Origin of the sequence: Scandinavium sp. M-37 (genome assembly GCF_043558715.1) — a bacterium.
Classification (GTDB): Bacteria; Pseudomonadota; Gammaproteobacteria; order Enterobacterales; family Enterobacteriaceae; genus Scandinavium; species Scandinavium vulneris_A.
Window position 1 is genome coordinate 80,818 of the sequence record NZ_JBIGIN010000012.1, and the last position, 15,515, is coordinate 96,332.

14 protein-coding genes and 1 tRNA gene are annotated in these 15,515 nt (G+C 53.4%); 6 read left to right on the top strand and 9 right to left on the bottom strand.

What is annotated here, in order from left to right; translation table 11 throughout:
• Positions 1-15: 15 nt before the first annotated feature.
• A tRNA-Arg gene (locus tag ACG0Z5_RS11025) sits at positions 16-92 on the bottom strand.
• Between the two features lie 402 nt (positions 93-494).
• Between ACG0Z5_RS11025 and ACG0Z5_RS11030 the strand changes: the two genes are divergently transcribed.
• Both ACG0Z5_RS11030 and fimZ read left to right on the top strand, forming a co-directional pair.
• Positions 495-1,172, top strand: coding sequence for a hypothetical protein (locus ACG0Z5_RS11030; protein ID WP_394447274.1), 678 nt, complete (start codon positions 495-497; stop codon positions 1,170-1,172).
• An 896-nt stretch (positions 1,173-2,068) separates the two neighbouring features.
• Entirely contained in the window at positions 2,069-2,701 is a 633-nt protein-coding gene (gene fimZ / locus ACG0Z5_RS11035; protein WP_394447276.1) for a fimbria biosynthesis transcriptional regulator FimZ, read from the top strand.
• Between the two features lie 47 nt (positions 2,702-2,748).
• Here the strand turns inward: fimZ and sfmF are convergent, their stop codons facing one another.
• The 6 genes from sfmF to fimA all read right to left on the bottom strand — a co-directional run bounded on the left by sfmF (position 2,749) and on the right by fimA (position 8,766).
• Positions 2,749-3,273, bottom strand: coding sequence for a fimbria assembly protein (sfmF, locus tag ACG0Z5_RS11040; RefSeq protein WP_394447277.1), 525 nt, complete (start codon positions 3,271-3,273; stop codon positions 2,749-2,751).
• Positions 3,274-3,283: 10 nt separating this feature from the next.
• Positions 3,284-4,267 (bottom strand): type 1 fimbria D-mannose specific adhesin FimH, encoded by a 984-nt coding sequence (gene fimH / locus ACG0Z5_RS11045; RefSeq protein WP_394447347.1) that lies wholly within the window; start codon positions 4,265-4,267, stop codon positions 3,284-3,286.
• Positions 4,268-4,280: 13 nt separating this feature from the next.
• On the bottom strand, positions 4,281-6,863 hold the full coding sequence (locus tag ACG0Z5_RS11050; RefSeq protein WP_394447279.1) for a fimbrial biogenesis usher protein: 2,583 nt from the start codon (positions 6,861-6,863) through the stop codon (positions 4,281-4,283).
• Positions 6,863-7,555, bottom strand: coding sequence for a type 1 fimbria chaperone FimC (gene fimC / locus ACG0Z5_RS11055; RefSeq protein WP_394447281.1), 693 nt, complete (start codon positions 7,553-7,555; stop codon positions 6,863-6,865). The genes ACG0Z5_RS11050 and fimC overlap by 1 nt, the downstream gene beginning before the upstream one ends.
• Before the next feature lie 43 nt (positions 7,556-7,598).
• Entirely contained in the window at positions 7,599-8,144 is a 546-nt protein-coding gene (gene fimI / locus ACG0Z5_RS11060; RefSeq protein WP_394447283.1) for a type 1 fimbrial protein subunit FimI, read from the bottom strand.
• Between the two features lie 70 nt (positions 8,145-8,214).
• A complete protein-coding gene (fimA, locus tag ACG0Z5_RS11065; RefSeq protein WP_394447285.1) occupies positions 8,215-8,766 on the bottom strand; it encodes a type 1 fimbrial major subunit FimA in 552 nt (183 codons plus the stop codon).
• Positions 8,767-9,127: 361 nt separating this feature from the next.
• Here fimA and folD point away from each other — a divergent pair, with 361 nt between their 5' ends.
• From folD to malI, 4 genes are all read left to right on the top strand, one after another.
• On the top strand, positions 9,128-9,994 hold the full coding sequence (folD, locus tag ACG0Z5_RS11070) for a bifunctional methylenetetrahydrofolate dehydrogenase/methenyltetrahydrofolate cyclohydrolase FolD (RefSeq protein WP_319626827.1): 867 nt from the start codon (positions 9,128-9,130) through the stop codon (positions 9,992-9,994).
• A 2-nt stretch (positions 9,995-9,996) separates the two neighbouring features.
• Positions 9,997-10,209, top strand: a complete 213-nt coding sequence (gene ybcJ, locus ACG0Z5_RS11075) for a ribosome-associated protein YbcJ (RefSeq protein ID WP_319626826.1) — start codon at positions 9,997-9,999, stop codon at positions 10,207-10,209.
• 236 nt (positions 10,210-10,445) lie between these two features.
• The gene (locus tag ACG0Z5_RS11080) at positions 10,446-11,945 is read left to right on the top strand and encodes a PTS transporter subunit EIIC (RefSeq protein WP_394447288.1); all 1,500 of its coding nucleotides are present in this window, start codon (positions 10,446-10,448) and stop codon (positions 11,943-11,945) included.
• Between the two features lie 91 nt (positions 11,946-12,036).
• Positions 12,037-13,053, top strand: coding sequence for a Mal regulon transcriptional regulator MalI (gene malI, locus ACG0Z5_RS11085; RefSeq protein WP_319785345.1), 1,017 nt, complete (start codon positions 12,037-12,039; stop codon positions 13,051-13,053).
• 37 nt (positions 13,054-13,090) lie between these two features.
• Here the strand turns inward: malI and ACG0Z5_RS11090 are convergent, their stop codons facing one another.
• Together ACG0Z5_RS11090 and ACG0Z5_RS11095 are read right to left on the bottom strand one after the other, a co-directional pair.
• The gene (locus ACG0Z5_RS11090) at positions 13,091-14,737 is read right to left on the bottom strand and encodes an FKBP-type peptidyl-prolyl cis-trans isomerase N-terminal domain-containing protein (RefSeq protein ID WP_394447290.1); all 1,647 of its coding nucleotides are present in this window, start codon (positions 14,735-14,737) and stop codon (positions 13,091-13,093) included.
• 267 nt (positions 14,738-15,004) lie between these two features.
• Positions 15,005-15,466 (bottom strand): hypothetical protein, encoded by a 462-nt coding sequence (locus tag ACG0Z5_RS11095; protein ID WP_394447292.1) that lies wholly within the window; start codon positions 15,464-15,466, stop codon positions 15,005-15,007.
• Between the last annotated feature and the right edge of the window lie 49 nt (positions 15,467-15,515).

Genomic DNA, 15,515 nt, shown 5'->3' on the forward strand with positions numbered 1-15,515 from the left:
GTTACTGATATTGAATGGTACGCCCTACAGGATTCGAACCTGTGACCTACGGCTTAGAAGGCCGTTGCTCTATCCAACTGAGCTAAGGGCGCCCTGAGAAGATGAACTTCGCGGTGTTGAACGCGACGAATTATACGGTCAATGCCTGGTGAGTCAATGGCTTTCGCCCTCAAAACCCCCTTCTTCATCCAGATGCCCAAAACACGCCCGCTCAACTGATTAAAGCTTAGACACTCGCCTTTATCTGCCCTCTCTCTACGAAATATCCCGCCACGGTTTAAGCAACGCCTGGTACCTTCAGAGTTTTCCTGTAGCAACAATGGAACAGGTCATGCGAAGACGGGAACCGTCGCAATGACAGGGTGTTGTCGGGAACACGTCAGGCAACATTTCTTCGTTCATGCCGATACTGAATAAAAGGCGTGAGCCAGTGCGAACGTGCCGGGAGGGAAACGATGCGCGTGATGCTACGCAGGGAAAGGCGGCGGCGTAATATGATGGATTTTCAGGGGCATTCACTTCCCCTGCCCCATAACGCCCTGGTGGATCGTGGCGACCTGCTCAACCACACGGCACGCTATTGTGACTATCGCATTCTGGTGACACGCGACCACTACCTTGCCATCGGTGTTCGCCACAGCCCGGTTCCGCTCTGTCTGTGCCGCATTTATGACGATTTCGATGAAGCGCTGAACGTGGTTCGTCAAACGCTCCCCCTGTGTCTAATTGTTGACCTTGAGGGATGGAGCCAGCCTACCCTCACTCTGCTAGATCGGCTGCGGGATTTACAGCAACGCCATCCCCAGATGGATATTGCGCTGATTACGCCAGAAACCGATCGGGAATCACTGCGTTTTTTACAAGCGTCCTGCCGCTGTCGGATTATTGATAAGCGTCTGGCGCTGGTGCAGGCGCGTCACGCTTTTCAGCTTCACGATCCCCCACAACCTCTGGTGTCACGCTTGTTCAAAAGCAAAGAGTGGAGCGTGCTGATGTTGATGTCCAACGGTCATTCGCTGTGCAACATCGCACGCCAGCAGCTGCGCCCCTATCATCGAATCATTTATCGCGTGGGCTGTGTACTGTCACTGCTTCGTTTAAATCATCGCCAGCAGCTTCTGCGCCTGTTGCAGCGCGTCAACGCGATCCGCGATAACCATCACTCGGAATAACCTGCTGATGCCGGGACATATTTAAGAAATTACTTAAATTAAAGTTAATATTTGGTAATTTTTTAACCAAAACGAAACAATTGCAACTATTCCTAATTTCAACCACAACGCAAAACGAAAAACCATGTAGAGCATAAATCCTGGAGTTTGATGCTGAGAGATAAGAATAAACTCAACGTTGCAGGTGATATATTCGAGGTTATTGTGAGCAAGGCGACAAACGCGGCCCATTAAGGGGCCTCAAAACAGAACAACCTTCTGCATGAGACGGCTCAGGCGGGCTCAGACTTTTAGGGCAGGATATTGGCCGTAACAGTCTATTATGACTGCACTTTTTAACCCCGTTCCTTGAGGGATGGTGATATAACAATTCGAAAATATTTTAACACCCCCACAACAAGCAGTCGCATGTTTTGTTTTTTGCTATTACATGAAAACTTAGCGTCAGCAAACCGATAAACCGCAGGAATTCACCCCAAAAGAAAATTGCATGCCAATCTCATTCAGCACATCGTAATTAGTAAAGTTAATTGTCATAATCTCAGGCTTTTTCCTAAAACATTACACGGTATAATCAACGCCATTGAGACTAATAACAAAACAGGCAAAACAATCGCCTATGAATAATAGTTCAATGCGACAATTCTGCCGCCAGTAAAAAAGGAAGAGTAGCTCACACCAACGGATAAATAATCAACGCATCAGGATTTCCTGATTACACCCATCGTTTTTACGAATACTGGCCAATCAGCCAATTATTGTTTTCTTCTCTTACCCCTGACATCGCTTCTTTGCGCACTACGGGTTATTGAAGAATGCAATCCATTGGCGCTGGGCTGGTGCCAGAGTTCTTCGCGAACGCTGCACACTTGAATACATGATCTGAGGAATAGAAAATGAAACCTGCTTCCGTTGTTATTATGGATGAGCAACCTATCGTGAGGATGTCGATAGAGGTTCTGCTGAAGAAAAATAGCAATATTCACGTCGCCCTCAAGTCAGACGATGGCAGGGAAGTGATTGATTATGTGCGTAAAAACAAAGTCGATCTGCTGATCGTTGACATCGAACTGCCGGGAACCGATGGATTTTCTTTGCTGAAACGAGTCAATGACATTAGCCCGCAAACGAAGGTTCTTTTTTTATCCTCGAAATCTGAAAATTATTATGCTGGACGGGCAATACGTGCTGGCGCGAATGGTTTCGTTAGCAAAAGAAAGGATCACAATGACATCTATAAAGCAGTAGAAATGCTGTTAAATGGATATTCATTCTTCCCGTCGGATACCCTTAACTTTCTCAGCAATACCTCCTCACGCCGTGGGGAATTGAGCGAACTTCCGCTCTCCAATCGCGAAGTGACGGTGTTGCGCTACCTGGTAAACGGTCTGTCAAATAAAGAAATCGCCGAGCAATTGCTGCTCAGCAACAAAACAATCAGCGCACATAAATCAAATATTTTCTCCAAACTCGGCGTACATACCATAGTTGAATTGATTGACTACGCCAAATCCCACGAACTGCTTTAAGCGCTAGCGTCATTCCCTATAAAATATTGGGAATGACGCTGAATCCATTAGTTATAATTAATCATAAACGTCGCATCCGCATCGGCTTTGCCTGGCTGCGGATTGTCGGCGGTCGCAATATAGTTAGCATAAAACTGCAGCGTGGCATTGCCCAAAGCATCCACCGCGACCTCTTTACTGGCCTGCTGCAGCGGCAGCCGGCTGCGGTCTGCGTCACGAATTTCAACCGCCACCCGGCTGGCATTGCTGCCACCATTAAGCCCTAGCAACGTCGGATCACTGTCATCTGCTTTCCCGGCAAAGGTTATCGATGCCGAGCCCGGTGGACAGCCTGTCAGGCTGAGCGTAAAAGGAATGACCGAGGTGGTACTGCCAGCGTTGCGTAGCTGTTTGGTTGCCCAGCGCCCCAGCTCAACCGATTTGTCGCTGTCGGCGGCTTCCACTACACAAGTGTAATCCACCACGTTGCCGAACAGTTCGATGTTGACCGCCCCCAGCGCGTTATCAGCCCGAACGCCAGGACTCATCAGCATGCCAGCCAGCAACGTCACATACAATTTCACTGATTTCATCGGCTGGCCCTCAGTCATAATCCACACGCAAATAGCCCCGCGCCGTAAACTTCCCTTCCGCCGGTTTATTGCCGGTGACGCTGATTGGCCACGCGCGGATCCCCACCCGTGCCTGCGCGCTGGCATCCAGACGGAATGGGATTTTGCTGTTGATGTTATTCGGCGTCAGCGGGTTGCCGCTGCTGTCGGCCACGATAAAGCCCAGATCCGGATTATCGGAGACCATCGCATTACCCTGACTTTTCTCCGCCTCAACGCGCATCGTGAGGTACGCCTGTGACTCCACGTTGGTGCATTTGATGGCGATAGTTTTTTGCTGCGGCGGAATGTTGGCCGGACGATTGCCCGCCCCTGCCTGGCTAAACAGCGATGCGCCGATATCCCCGAAATCAAACTGCACCACCGTGCCTGCATTGATTTCACACGTTTGCGGCACGTTGATGGTGCCACTGTAGCTGATGGTATAGACCGGCGTTGTCAACGGGTCGGCGGTGGTAGTGGTCACATAGACGTTAAACATCGTCTGTTTAGGAATAACCACCATGTTGATAAAACGCCGGGTCACTTTCAGGCGAAACACCAGCTTCGAGTCATTCACCGGGAAGGCTTTCTGCTTTGAAACGTTAGGGTGCGAGCCCATCTGGATATAGTTCTGCGGCGGATAGAACGTCCCGGCGTAGCTGTCGGTTATCTGCATCGCACCATCAAGATAGTCGTTCAGTTTCAGATATTTATAGCCACCCTCGGTGCTGACCACCGGAAAACGGGTGACATAGCTGCGTTTGGTGGTGTTCCCGCTGGTGCCGCTCGGGCACACCGCATTGACCCCCACCCAGCCCGATTTCTGACTCAGCGTCACTACCTGTCCGACCTGGTTATTGGCGCTGGTGAAAGTGTCGGTCAGATCGTAAAACACATCCGTCGGTACACCGGTCGAGTTACGACATACGGTGGCCCAGGCGGAGGTGGACAACATCGCGCCCCCCAGCACCATAAGGGTGATGACTTTATTTTTCACAGCGGATCTCCGTCAGCGTGATTGCCTGTTGCAGGCTCTTTTCAGGCAGCGTATAAGGCGCGCGGCACTGGGATCCCGCCCCCTGGCCCCACTGAATCAACAGCTCACCGCGCAGCGGTAAACCACTTAAATAAATTTGTCCGTCGTCGCCCACCATGCTGGTCACGCCGCTGGTATTTTCCCGGACCATCGCCCCGAATGGCACCGGCTGGGTACCCCGACGTACGGTAATCAGCGCCCGCACGCCAATACGCGTATCGAATGCCGCACGCACGACGGCCCCTTCGGTCGGTACTACGCTGCTGACGTTGTTTTCCACATCGGTGCTGTTGCTCATGGTGTTGGTATCCAGCGCGATACGGTTGTAGCGATAGACCGTGGCGTACGGCATGACCGCGTAACCGCGCCAGTCGGTTTTCACCCCGGTCTGGTTTTCGATGCTCACACCGCTGGCACCTGGCGCTTTGATCAGCACATTAGTGTCACCCAACGGCTGGCTGAAGGTGACGCCATCGGCGTGAGCCAGAATGCCCCCCGCTGCCTGCCAGTTAAGAGAGTGCTGATCGCGGTCGTAGTTGTACGCCCCACTCAGCGTGCCGTAGGTCGCCTGCCAGTTAGCGCTGGCGCTGCCAGTGTAACCCCGCCCGCTGGCGTTGCCCTGGGTCACGCTGTAACTGAGGTTGTTCCCTTCCAGTAGCGTGCCGCTGACGCCGCTCTGCCAACTGTTATCGCCATCGCTGTTGCGGCTGGCCGACACCGTGGCGTAGGCCCTGTCAAACGCGGAATCGCGGCGCGCGGCACCGTTGTTAAAGATGCTGAACGGCACCGACAGGTTGAATGATGCGATGCGGTCGGTGCCGGGGATCCCAATCGATTTGTTCCACGACATCGACAAGGAATAACTCACCCCGCGCCAGCCGCCGGAATAACCGACCTGATACCAGGTGTTGGTTTCATCCGAGCCCCAGTAGGTTTGCTCGCTACCTGAAAGATACAGCGAGCCGTAGTCGCCGAGCTGCTGTGAGATGTTGGCCTGAAAACGCCCCTTTTTGTTCTGCGTCAGGTTGTGATAGCTGATGATATCCGGCACGCCGTTTTCATCTTTATCTTTGTCGCTGTACTGGTAGCCACTCATGTTCTTCCACGTCGTGTCGTCGAGGGTGAAGAATCCTTTGGTCGAGTAGCGATAGCCCAGCAGCTGGAAGTTAGTCCCGAAGGTGTTCAGGGATTTGGCGTACAGAAAACGCAGCGATTGTCCGTCGTGGGTGCTGTCGTCCACCAGCCGACTGTGGGCATGGGTGATGTCCACCGATACCGCGCCCCAGTCACCGAGATTTTTGCCCAGACCCAGCGCCACGGCGGTGTAGTCTTCTGACAGCTGCGTGCCGCCGTAAACCGTATAGCCGCCATTCAGGCCGGTAATCAGTGTGCCCTGAGCGAAGAAAGGCCTGTCCTGCTGAGTGTTGCCGGAGCGGTAATCCCCGGCCACCAGGTCATACTTCCAGCGCCCTTCACGCTGCAGCAGCGGCACCGATGAATACGGCACGGTATAGCGCTGCTGGCTGCCGTCTTTTTCATCTACCGTCACCTCCAGGTCACCGCTCGACGAGGTCGGGTTGAGATCGGTGATGGCGAATGCCCCACTCTGCACGTAGCTTTGATAGACCACATAGCCATTCTGACGGATGGTGATTTTGGCTGGCGTGCGGGCGATACCGCGCACCGTCGGGGCGAAGCCCTGCATACTGTCGGGATACATGCTGTCGGAGGAGTAGAGGCGTGCCCCGCGAAAACCGACGCTGTCGAACACATCGCTGCCGGTATTGCTGTCGCCAAGGACAATTTCGCTTTTCCACGGCACGATGGCCCGCTGTGCCCAGGTCGCCACGTTCCGCCAGCTGTTTTCCTTTTGGTTATTGTTGTTGGAATAGCTCCAGGTGCCGTTATTGCGCAGCCGCCACGGGCCGTAGTTCAGGCCGCTGGTCAGGTTCAGAAAGTAGCTGTCATCGTCGCTACCCCGGTTGCCGCTGAAGCTGTAGTTCGCCAGCAGGGCCGGAATGCCCTCATCCCACTCCTCCGGGGGAATATAGCCGCGCGCACTGTTGAACATTGCCACCTGAGGCAGGCTGATGCTGAGTTTCAGGGCCGCAAAATCAAACAGCACTTCTGCGCCTGGGATGGTTTTTTCCAGCACCACACAGGCGTCTTTGTCCTCTTTGGCCAGCAACGGAAACGCCGCGGTGTTTACACCGAGACGCTTGAGCAGCGCAGGTGTCAGACACGGGGCTAACCCGCCTGCTGCAGGTTTGGTGCCGTCGGCGGGTTCGAAGGGCAAATCCTGCGCACCCACGAACTCCTCGTTACGCCAAATATCGACGCGATAAACCCCGGCCGGTTGCTGATGCCCTTTTTCAAAGCGCGACAGATCCGCCACGCCCGCCGCATCATCCGAGAGAAACGCCGGGTTAAAGTAGCTTTCTGCCTGCACGCCAGGTGCGAGCGATAAGCCCGACAGCGCGAGCGTCAGCAGTTTTAGACGCGGCGGGCGTCGCGGGAGAGTGAGCGCGTTCATTACAGATTCACACGACGAGCCGGAGTAATTGCCCCGTAGTCATTCACGCTCTGCCAGCTCAGCGTGCCCTGGGCACCGGCTGGCAGCGTCACCGTGGCGCGGCTTTTTGGTGCGACCATCACGTTATCGAGCTTTTTCCCTGCCATCTGTAAATTGACCAGGGTGAGGTAATACGGCGATGGATTATTGATGTTGATGGCTGAACCGCTACGGCTAAACGCCAGCTTCTCGAGCGCCTGCGCGGGCTGCATCTCGAGATTTTTCGGACGCACAAACAGCTTGATGCGCGACAAGATTGCCAGCTGCAGCACGTTGCTGTTATCGCCGCTCTTTTTTTCCATCGACGGGATAGCTTTCACATTCAGGTAAAACAGCGTCTCTTTATCTGCCGCAAGCGTAGGCCCGGCGTAGATGATGCGCAGCGTGTTTTCACTGTCGGGTTCGCTGACGAACAGCGGCGGCGTGATGACGAAGGTTTTTTCTTTTTGACCGTGGGTGTTTTCAATCCACGCGTTAATCAGGTAGCGCTCTTGCTTGTTGCTATTGCTCAGCGCCAGCGAGGTTTGTTTGGCGTCGGCAGGGTAAATCACCCGGGTTGCGCCCAGCGCGATGCCACCCGCCGCCTGAGCAGGCAGCGCGCCGGTAAGCAGCAGCAATGAGAGTAAAATTGTTTTTTTAATTAAGCGGATCATAACCCATTTACCTGTTTTCTTATTTTCTGACAGCGTCTGATATTTACGGATAAACGAGGGTAAACCAGACATCGGTGAGTAAATTCCCTGGTACTAGCGGTAATGAAATAACGCGATAACGAGCACTAAAATGTAAAATCATTTCTTCAGCGGTTATCGGGGAATAATGTTCAGGCGGAGCGTTAGGAATAATAAGTTTTTGTTGCCCATCAAATAGCGCCAACCCCAAACCGCTTTCACCGGGCATACCGGTGGCTTTGGCCGAAGCGACAAAAACCTGCGGGTCTTCCGCCGGACTCAGGCCCTGAAAGCTCACGCCTACCAGGCTTGCAATATCGGGGCGACACTCGACGAGATGGAGCGAGAACGGCACGGTCACGGTGGAAAAGGAGCCCACTTCACCGAAGGTATTACTGCGGTACTGGCCCATTTCGACGCGCAGATCCTGGCTTTCCTGCGCCACGGCACAGGCGCTGTTGACCAGTTCGCCGCGCAGCTGAACGCGCCCGCCGTCCACCACAACCGTGTGGCTGAATGCGGGGAATGCAGCGAAAATCATCAATGCCAGCAGCGGCAACGTCCGTATCATGTTGACTTCCCGGGAGTCTGAAAACGAGCCTCATCCCTGAGGCAATGCTCATCCTGAGCGCGACGAGGTCTTACTCGTATTTCATAACGAAGGTTGCGTCAGCGTTAGCCTGGCCCGGCGCGGTGGTGTCGGCAGTGGCTTTATAACGTGCGCTGAAGTGCAGGGTGTTGGTGCCTTCGGTCAGGTTATGTGCGGCAGAGAATGCGGTGCCGTTCGGTGCCAGAGTAGCGGATGCGTTATCCAGAATTTCGATACCTACGCCTGACGCGGTGTCGGCGTTGTTACCGGAAGCCACGGCCAGCAGGGTGTTGTCTTTGGCATCAATCTGGCCCGAGAACGCAACAGCAGCGGTCGCTGCCACGGCTGGATCACAGTCGTTCAGCACGATAGTGAACGGGATTTTTGCCGAGGTATCACCGGTTTTTGCGAAAGACGCGGTGCGGTACTGGCCCAGGTTGACTTCCTGATTAGAGGAGTCCGTGCTGACGGCACAGGCGGCGTTAACCAGCTCGCCTTTAAAATGCACGGTACCGCCGTTTACGCTAGTGGCATCGGCATGCACTGCGCCCGCAAACAGACCCAGAGTAGCGACCAGAGACGCAGCGATTTTGCTAACTTTCATGATTTTTCCTTGATGATTTATCTAATTATTCACGGCGAAGAAACTATCCGAAAATAAGTTTCGTCGTTCCTTCAACACTGAACGGAAATATGGCCCGCAGCAGTAGCACTAAATTAAACAATTCGCCTGATGCAAAATACGTATAAAAGCTGCGATCGTGTTCAGTTGCTTCCTAATAAGAATTAAGAAATGACTGCATTAGGATTAATCACCAAGAAAAGTCCTATGATCTGGAGGGGTTTCGGCTCTCCTCCTCACCTGTGCGCCAGAAAAACGCAAACGGTGACTGACATCACGCCCGGCTTCTGACAAAATATAGGCATCCCCCCTTTCGAACTCGACAGACGGAATCTTCTCTCTGATGGCAGCAAAGATTATTGACGGTAAAACGATTGCGCAGCAGGTACGCTCTGAGGTCGCGGAAAAAGTGAAGGCGCGAATTGACGCCGGAAAACGCGCCCCTGGATTAGCGGTTGTGCTGGTCGGTAGCAATCCTGCGTCGCAAATTTATGTCGGCAGCAAACGCAAAGCGTGTGAAGAAGTGGGCTTTATCTCCCGCTCTTACGATCTGCCGGAAACCACGCTTGAAGCCGAGCTGCTGGAACTTATCGATACCCTTAACGCCGACGATACCATCGACGGCATTCTGGTCCAGCTTCCACTGCCAGCCGGAATTGATAACGTTAAAGTGCTTGAGCGAATTGCACCCGATAAAGACGTCGACGGCTTCCATCCGTACAACGTTGGCCGCCTGTGCCAGCGTGCACCGCGTCTGCGCCCTTGCACCCCTCGCGGGATTGTGACGCTGCTTGAGCGTTACAATATCGATACTTACGGGCTGAATGCGGTCATTATCGGCGCATCCAATATCGTCGGTCGCCCGATGAGCATGGAACTGCTGCTCGCTGGCTGCACCACCACCGTGACCCATCGCTTCACCAAAAATCTGCGTCAGCACGTTGAGAATGCCGATCTCCTGGTCGTGGCGGTTGGTAAACCGGGCTTTATTCCGGGTGAGTGGATCAAAGAAGGCGCGATTGTGGTCGATGTCGGGATTAACCGTCTCGAAAGCGGGAAAGTGGTCGGCGATGTAATTTTTGACGATGCCGCCGCGCGCGCGTCGTATATTACGCCGGTACCCGGAGGCGTTGGCCCGATGACCGTGGCGACGCTAATCCAGAACACGCTGCAGGCGTGTGAAGAATATCATGATGTTAAGGACGTATAAGAATGGCCACTTTTTCTTTAGGCAAGCACCCGCACGTTGAACTGTGCGATCTCCTGAAACTCGAAGGCTGGAGCGAAAGCGGTGCGCAGGCGAAAATCGTCATCGCAGACGGTTTGGTTCGCGTTGACGGTGAAATCGAAACCCGCAAACGCTGCAAAATCGTTGCTGGCCAGACCGTGAGCTTCGCAGGTCAGAGTATTACCGTTATCGCCTGATAGCGGGTTTGTGCCCGGCGGCACTGCGTTTGCCGGGCCAACTCAACTTAATACCCCTCCTCTTAATTATCGATCGACTTCAAAGAATCACCATTTCCTCTGACGACATGTGAAATTTAAGTTGCATGCCGCGTACACTTCTTAGACGATAAGTAGAACGTTCTACTAAAACGTTCTACTCACAATAACAGCACGCCATAAGTGCATCTCAGGGTCTCAGGTCGGGGGAAAACAGCATGAGTCTGTTCTCAGGTTTTGTTAAATCGTTGTCAAAATTATCCATGATTGGTCGCGCGTTGATGCTGCCAATTTCATTGCTGCCTGCGGCCGGTCTGCTGCTGGCATTCGGTGATAAATTCCATCTGCCGTTAATGATGAATGCCGGGGGCGTTATCTTTGATAACCTGCCGATGCTGTTCGCCATCGGTTCCGCCGTGGGGCTGGCATCTGAGTCAGGGATTGCCGCGTTGTCCGCAGCGGTGTCGGTGTTTATCACCAACATCACCATCAGCACGGTGCTGAGCATTACGCCAGAGATGGCCTCTCAGGGTGGAAAATATGCGATGGTGGTCGGCATTCCGACCCTGCAAATGGGCGTGTTCGGCGGCCTGATTTGTGGCGTGCTCGCCGCATGGTGCTATAACCGCTTCCATCAAATGCAGCTCCCGGAATTCCTGGGCTTCTTCTCCGGCAAGCGCTTTGTGGCCATCGCCACCGCCTTCCTGTCATTCCTCATGGGTCTGCTGTTGCCGTACATCTGGTCGCATATTCAGTCGGGCATTGATGCCCTGTCCGTGGTTGTCAACGGCGATAACCAGGCGGCATCAACCTTTATCTTCGGCCTCGTTGAACGGGCGCTGATCCCGCTCGGCCTGCACCATATCTGGTATCCGTCGTTCTGGTACTCCTTCGGGGATTACACCACCCAGGCAGGCCAGGTAATTCATGGCGACCAAACCATTTGGTTCAAAATGCTGGAAGAAGGCGTGAAATCCTTTAGCAGCGATAGCTACCAGAACGCCGGTAAATTCATGCAGGGCGAGTTCCCGCTGATGCTGTTCGCTCTGCCCGCAGCCTGTCTGGCGATGTATCACGAAGCGCACACCGCCAACAAAAAAATCGCGGCCGGTATTCTGTTCTCCGCGGCGCTGACCTGTTTCCTGACCGGTATAACCGAACCGGTCGAATTTACCTTCATCTTTGTGGCGCCGATCCTGTATGTGTTCAACGCCATCATGGCGGGCCTGGCGTACATGACCATGTACCTGATGCACGCCCATATCGCGAAATCCTTCTCCGCCGGTTTCATCGACTATCTGTCGTTTGGCATCCTCCCGTCGTTCAACGGCTACCAGACCAACTTCCTCAGCGCGGTGATTATCGGCATTCCAATGGGGCTGGTTTACTACTTCACCTTCCGCTTTGTTATCCGCCGCTTTGATGTGAAAACGCCCGGCCGTACCAGCGTCACCGCCAATGCGAATGATAAAACGGATAGCGAACTGGCGACGGAAATTATCAGCCTGCTGGGCGGCGCGCAGAATATCGACTCCGTCGGTGCCTGTATTACCCGTCTGCGTCTGGAAGTAGCGAAAAGCGATATTGTGGATAAGGATGGCCTGAATGCGGTCGGGGCGCGCGGCGTGGTCTTCGTCGGCGATACCGGGATCCAGGTGATTTTTGGCGCCCGGGCACAATTTATCGCACAAACCATGTCGACGATGATTGGCAAATAAGCGGAAGATGGTACGCTGTCCAACGTCTCCTGCGTATACGGGGGACGTTGTGTTATCTGGCTGATTGTGGCGGTTTTTTCAGGGAGCAGGTTTGAAAAAAGTCAGCATTATCGATGTGGCAAAACAGGCGGGCGTGTCGGTCTCCACCGTCTCGCTGGTTCTGCGTCAGAAGGGAAAAATATCCGACGCCACCATTGAGAAAGTTCAGGCGGCGATGAGCCAGCTCGGCTACGTGCATAACGTTGCCGCCGCCAACCTGCGTTCCAACACCTCCAACCTGATTGGCCTTATCCTGCGTGATTTCAGCGATAGCTTCTCCATCAAAGTGATGGCAAGCGTCGTTCAGGAACTCGAGAAACAAGGCTTTATGGTGTTTCTCGGTCAGCCGCAGGACGACAGGGCAAGCCTCGAACGCTGCCTGTTATCGTTTAAACAACAGGGCGTGGCGGGGGTTATCTATCTGGCGTCCGACACCACTCGCCCTACGCTGCCCGAGTTAGTTCGCCAGTGCCCTTTGCCGCTGGTCGTTGTGTCCCAGTCGCTGATGGAAGAAAACTGTAATCTGGTGATGCGCGATAATCGCCAGGCGGCCAATCTCGCGACCCGTTATCTGATAGAACGCGGACACCGCAGCATTGGCTACATCGGTGGCCAGGTCGATTGCCTGATTCGCCAGCAACGGTTACAGGGTTTTCGCAGCGCGCTGGTGCAAAGTGGCATGGTGTATAAAGAGGATTCGGCCCCGGCGTGCAGTGATGATACCCATGCGGCCAGTATCGCCACCCGCCAGCTGCTGGAGAAAAACAACACCCTCACCGCCCTGCTCTGCCATTCACCGGATGCGATGATCGGCTGTATCAACGGCATTCATCAGGTGGGGCGTACTATCGGTAAAGACGTGTTTCTCACCCAGCAGGTCGCACTGATAGGCTTTGAAGATATGTTGCACGTGAACCTCACCTCGCCGTCATTTACCTACGTCTCTTCCGCCAGTGAAGAAACCGGTCGCCAGGCTGCCGGGTTGATTATCAGAAAACTGAAAGAACCTGAATTGCAGACGCAAAAGATAACGCTTTCCGGGCAACTGGTAGCGCGGGAATCCGCATAAAAAAATGCCCGAGAAACTCGGGCATTCATACGGTGGATTATTTGGCCTGCGCAGGCTTCACATCCTGGACCGTTATCTCGTACACCATCGTAGCTTTCGGTGGGATCTGCGGGGGCTGTCCACGATCGCCGTAGGCCAGCGCTGGCGGCACAACGATCTGTACCTTACCGTGGCTGCCCACCAGACCGATCGACGAAGCGAACACCGGCGGGAACTGATCGAGCGGTAGAGTCACCACCTGCTTTGTCTTCGCCATATCTTTGATAACATTGCCATTGCTCAGACTCTCTTTCACCGAGACTGCAACGACTTCACCATGCTTAATTTTCCCGCGGCCAGCATCTAACACGCGGTAGTAGTAACCCATCTCAGCTTTCTTCACGCCGGTCTGCTTACTGAAATCAGTGATGAATTTATCACCTTCACTTTCTGCTGTTTCAGAGGTCTGTTTCTGGCGGGCGAGAACTTGTTTATTCATGGTATCTAGCTGCGCCATGATCTTCTCTTTCGGGATTTTAAACTCGCCGCTAAGCGAATCCGAAACGCCGCTGACAACCTGTGTCAGGTCAGGTGCAAAGCCATCTGCCTGCACGTTGGCCAGCGCGCCCCTGATCTCCTGCCCCCACAATGTTCCCAGGGAATAGGCACGGAGTTTATCGTCTGAATCTGGCGCTGTGGTTGCAATCGGTGCCGCTTTACTGGCCGCATGTAAACTGTCGACCTGTTTATTTAACGCTGTAGTCTGAGCCTGGCTCTCGCTCAGGGAGGTTTTCAGCTGCGCGAGAACCTTGTCGGCATCGGCTTTTGCTGCCGTCTGTGCTTTGGCATTCGCCGTTTGCGCCGCGGTTAATTCCGTTACCTGCTTGTTCAACGCCGTAGCCTGAGTCTGACTTTCGGTCAGGGATGTTTTCAGCTGGGCAATCACCTTATCGGCATCCGCTTTTGCCGCTGTCACGCTACTCATGTTCGCCGTTTTCGCCGCGGTTATTGCAGAGGTTAATTCTACAACCTGTTTGTTTAACGCCGTGGTCTGCGTCTGGCTTTCGGTCAGGGATGTTTTCAGCTGCGCAATCACCTTATCGGCATCTGCTTTCGCAGCGGTCTGGGCTTGGGTCTGCGCCGTTTGCGCGGCGGTCAGTTCGTCAATTCGTTTGCTTAACGCCGTTGCCTGGCTTTGCGCGCTGGCCAGCGATTTTTTCAGCTCGGTAGACTCAGCCTGGCTTTTACTCAGCGATTGCTTCAGGGACCCCACCGCTTCAGAGTCACTAGCCTTCGCCGCAGCGAGGGCTTTGGCATTCTCTACCTGTGAGGCAGTAAGCGTCGCAATTTGCGCACTCATGGATGCTTTCTGGTCCTGGGTATCAGCCAGCAATTTTTTCAGTTGCACGATATCCTGGCTATCGCGCGTTTTAGCTGCCGCCAGTTCAAGCTGATTCGTCACCTGCGCTGCCGTCAGGGTGGAGATCTCTTCTTTGAGAGCAGCAATTTGCTTCTGACTCTCGACCTGGCTCTTTTTCAGGTCGGTCGCAACGGTGGTGTCATTTTTTTGCGTACTACGCAGTTGCTCCAGCTGTTGCGCTTTTTCTTCGAGCTGCTGGTTCGCGACTTGCCACTGCTGCTGCAGGCTATCTAATTGCTTCTGGGTGTCGGTGAGTTTTTTCTGTAATGCGGTATTTTCTTGCACACTAATAGAAATTGGGCTTTTGGAAGCATTCGCTATTTCGGAGTGGGTTGTTTTTTTAACATGCTTAGTTTTAGCAGGTTTTTCAACAACCGCAGGCGGAAGGTCAATAGTCTTACCCGTTAGTAACGCGGGGATCTCGCTCGATTGAGCTGTAATGTCATTCAGCGACTGGACGGTGGTCATCTCATCGCTGGCACACGCGTTATTTGTCGCAACCCCACCAATCAGGGTCGAGAATGTGAAAAAAAAATATCGTTCTTGAGTCAATCATTTAAAGTTTTCTCCACGATTAATCAGAGCCTGACGAACGGATTGCTCGATATCGCTGCAAAGTTTTTGCGTTTTGTATTTGTAGAGCGCATCCATAGTGGTGCGAGTGTCTTCTCCAATATCACCACGGACATTTGTATACACGGAGGCGCTAGCGAGTAAATCATCGAAAGAAGCTTTCCGCTGCGCATAGGCAGCCTGATTTACTTTTGAAAGCGCCAAAAGTTCCTGCTGGCAGGTGGAAGCCATACCTTCTGAATTCCCGCCCACCGATTCCGGGCTTTTCGTTTCAGTCATCAGTTGCGGCGATGGGACAGAACTGACATCCGCAGACGGTGATTGACTGACGACTGATTTAGGCTGCACGTGTTGTTGGCAGCCGCTAATCATTCCGGTTATCACCAATAATAAGCATGACGTTCGTTTTATAAAGCCACTGCAAGCATCATTTAAAATCATAATTAGAAAGCCTCGAAACATTTAAAAAATGTAGCAATAGGAATGCATA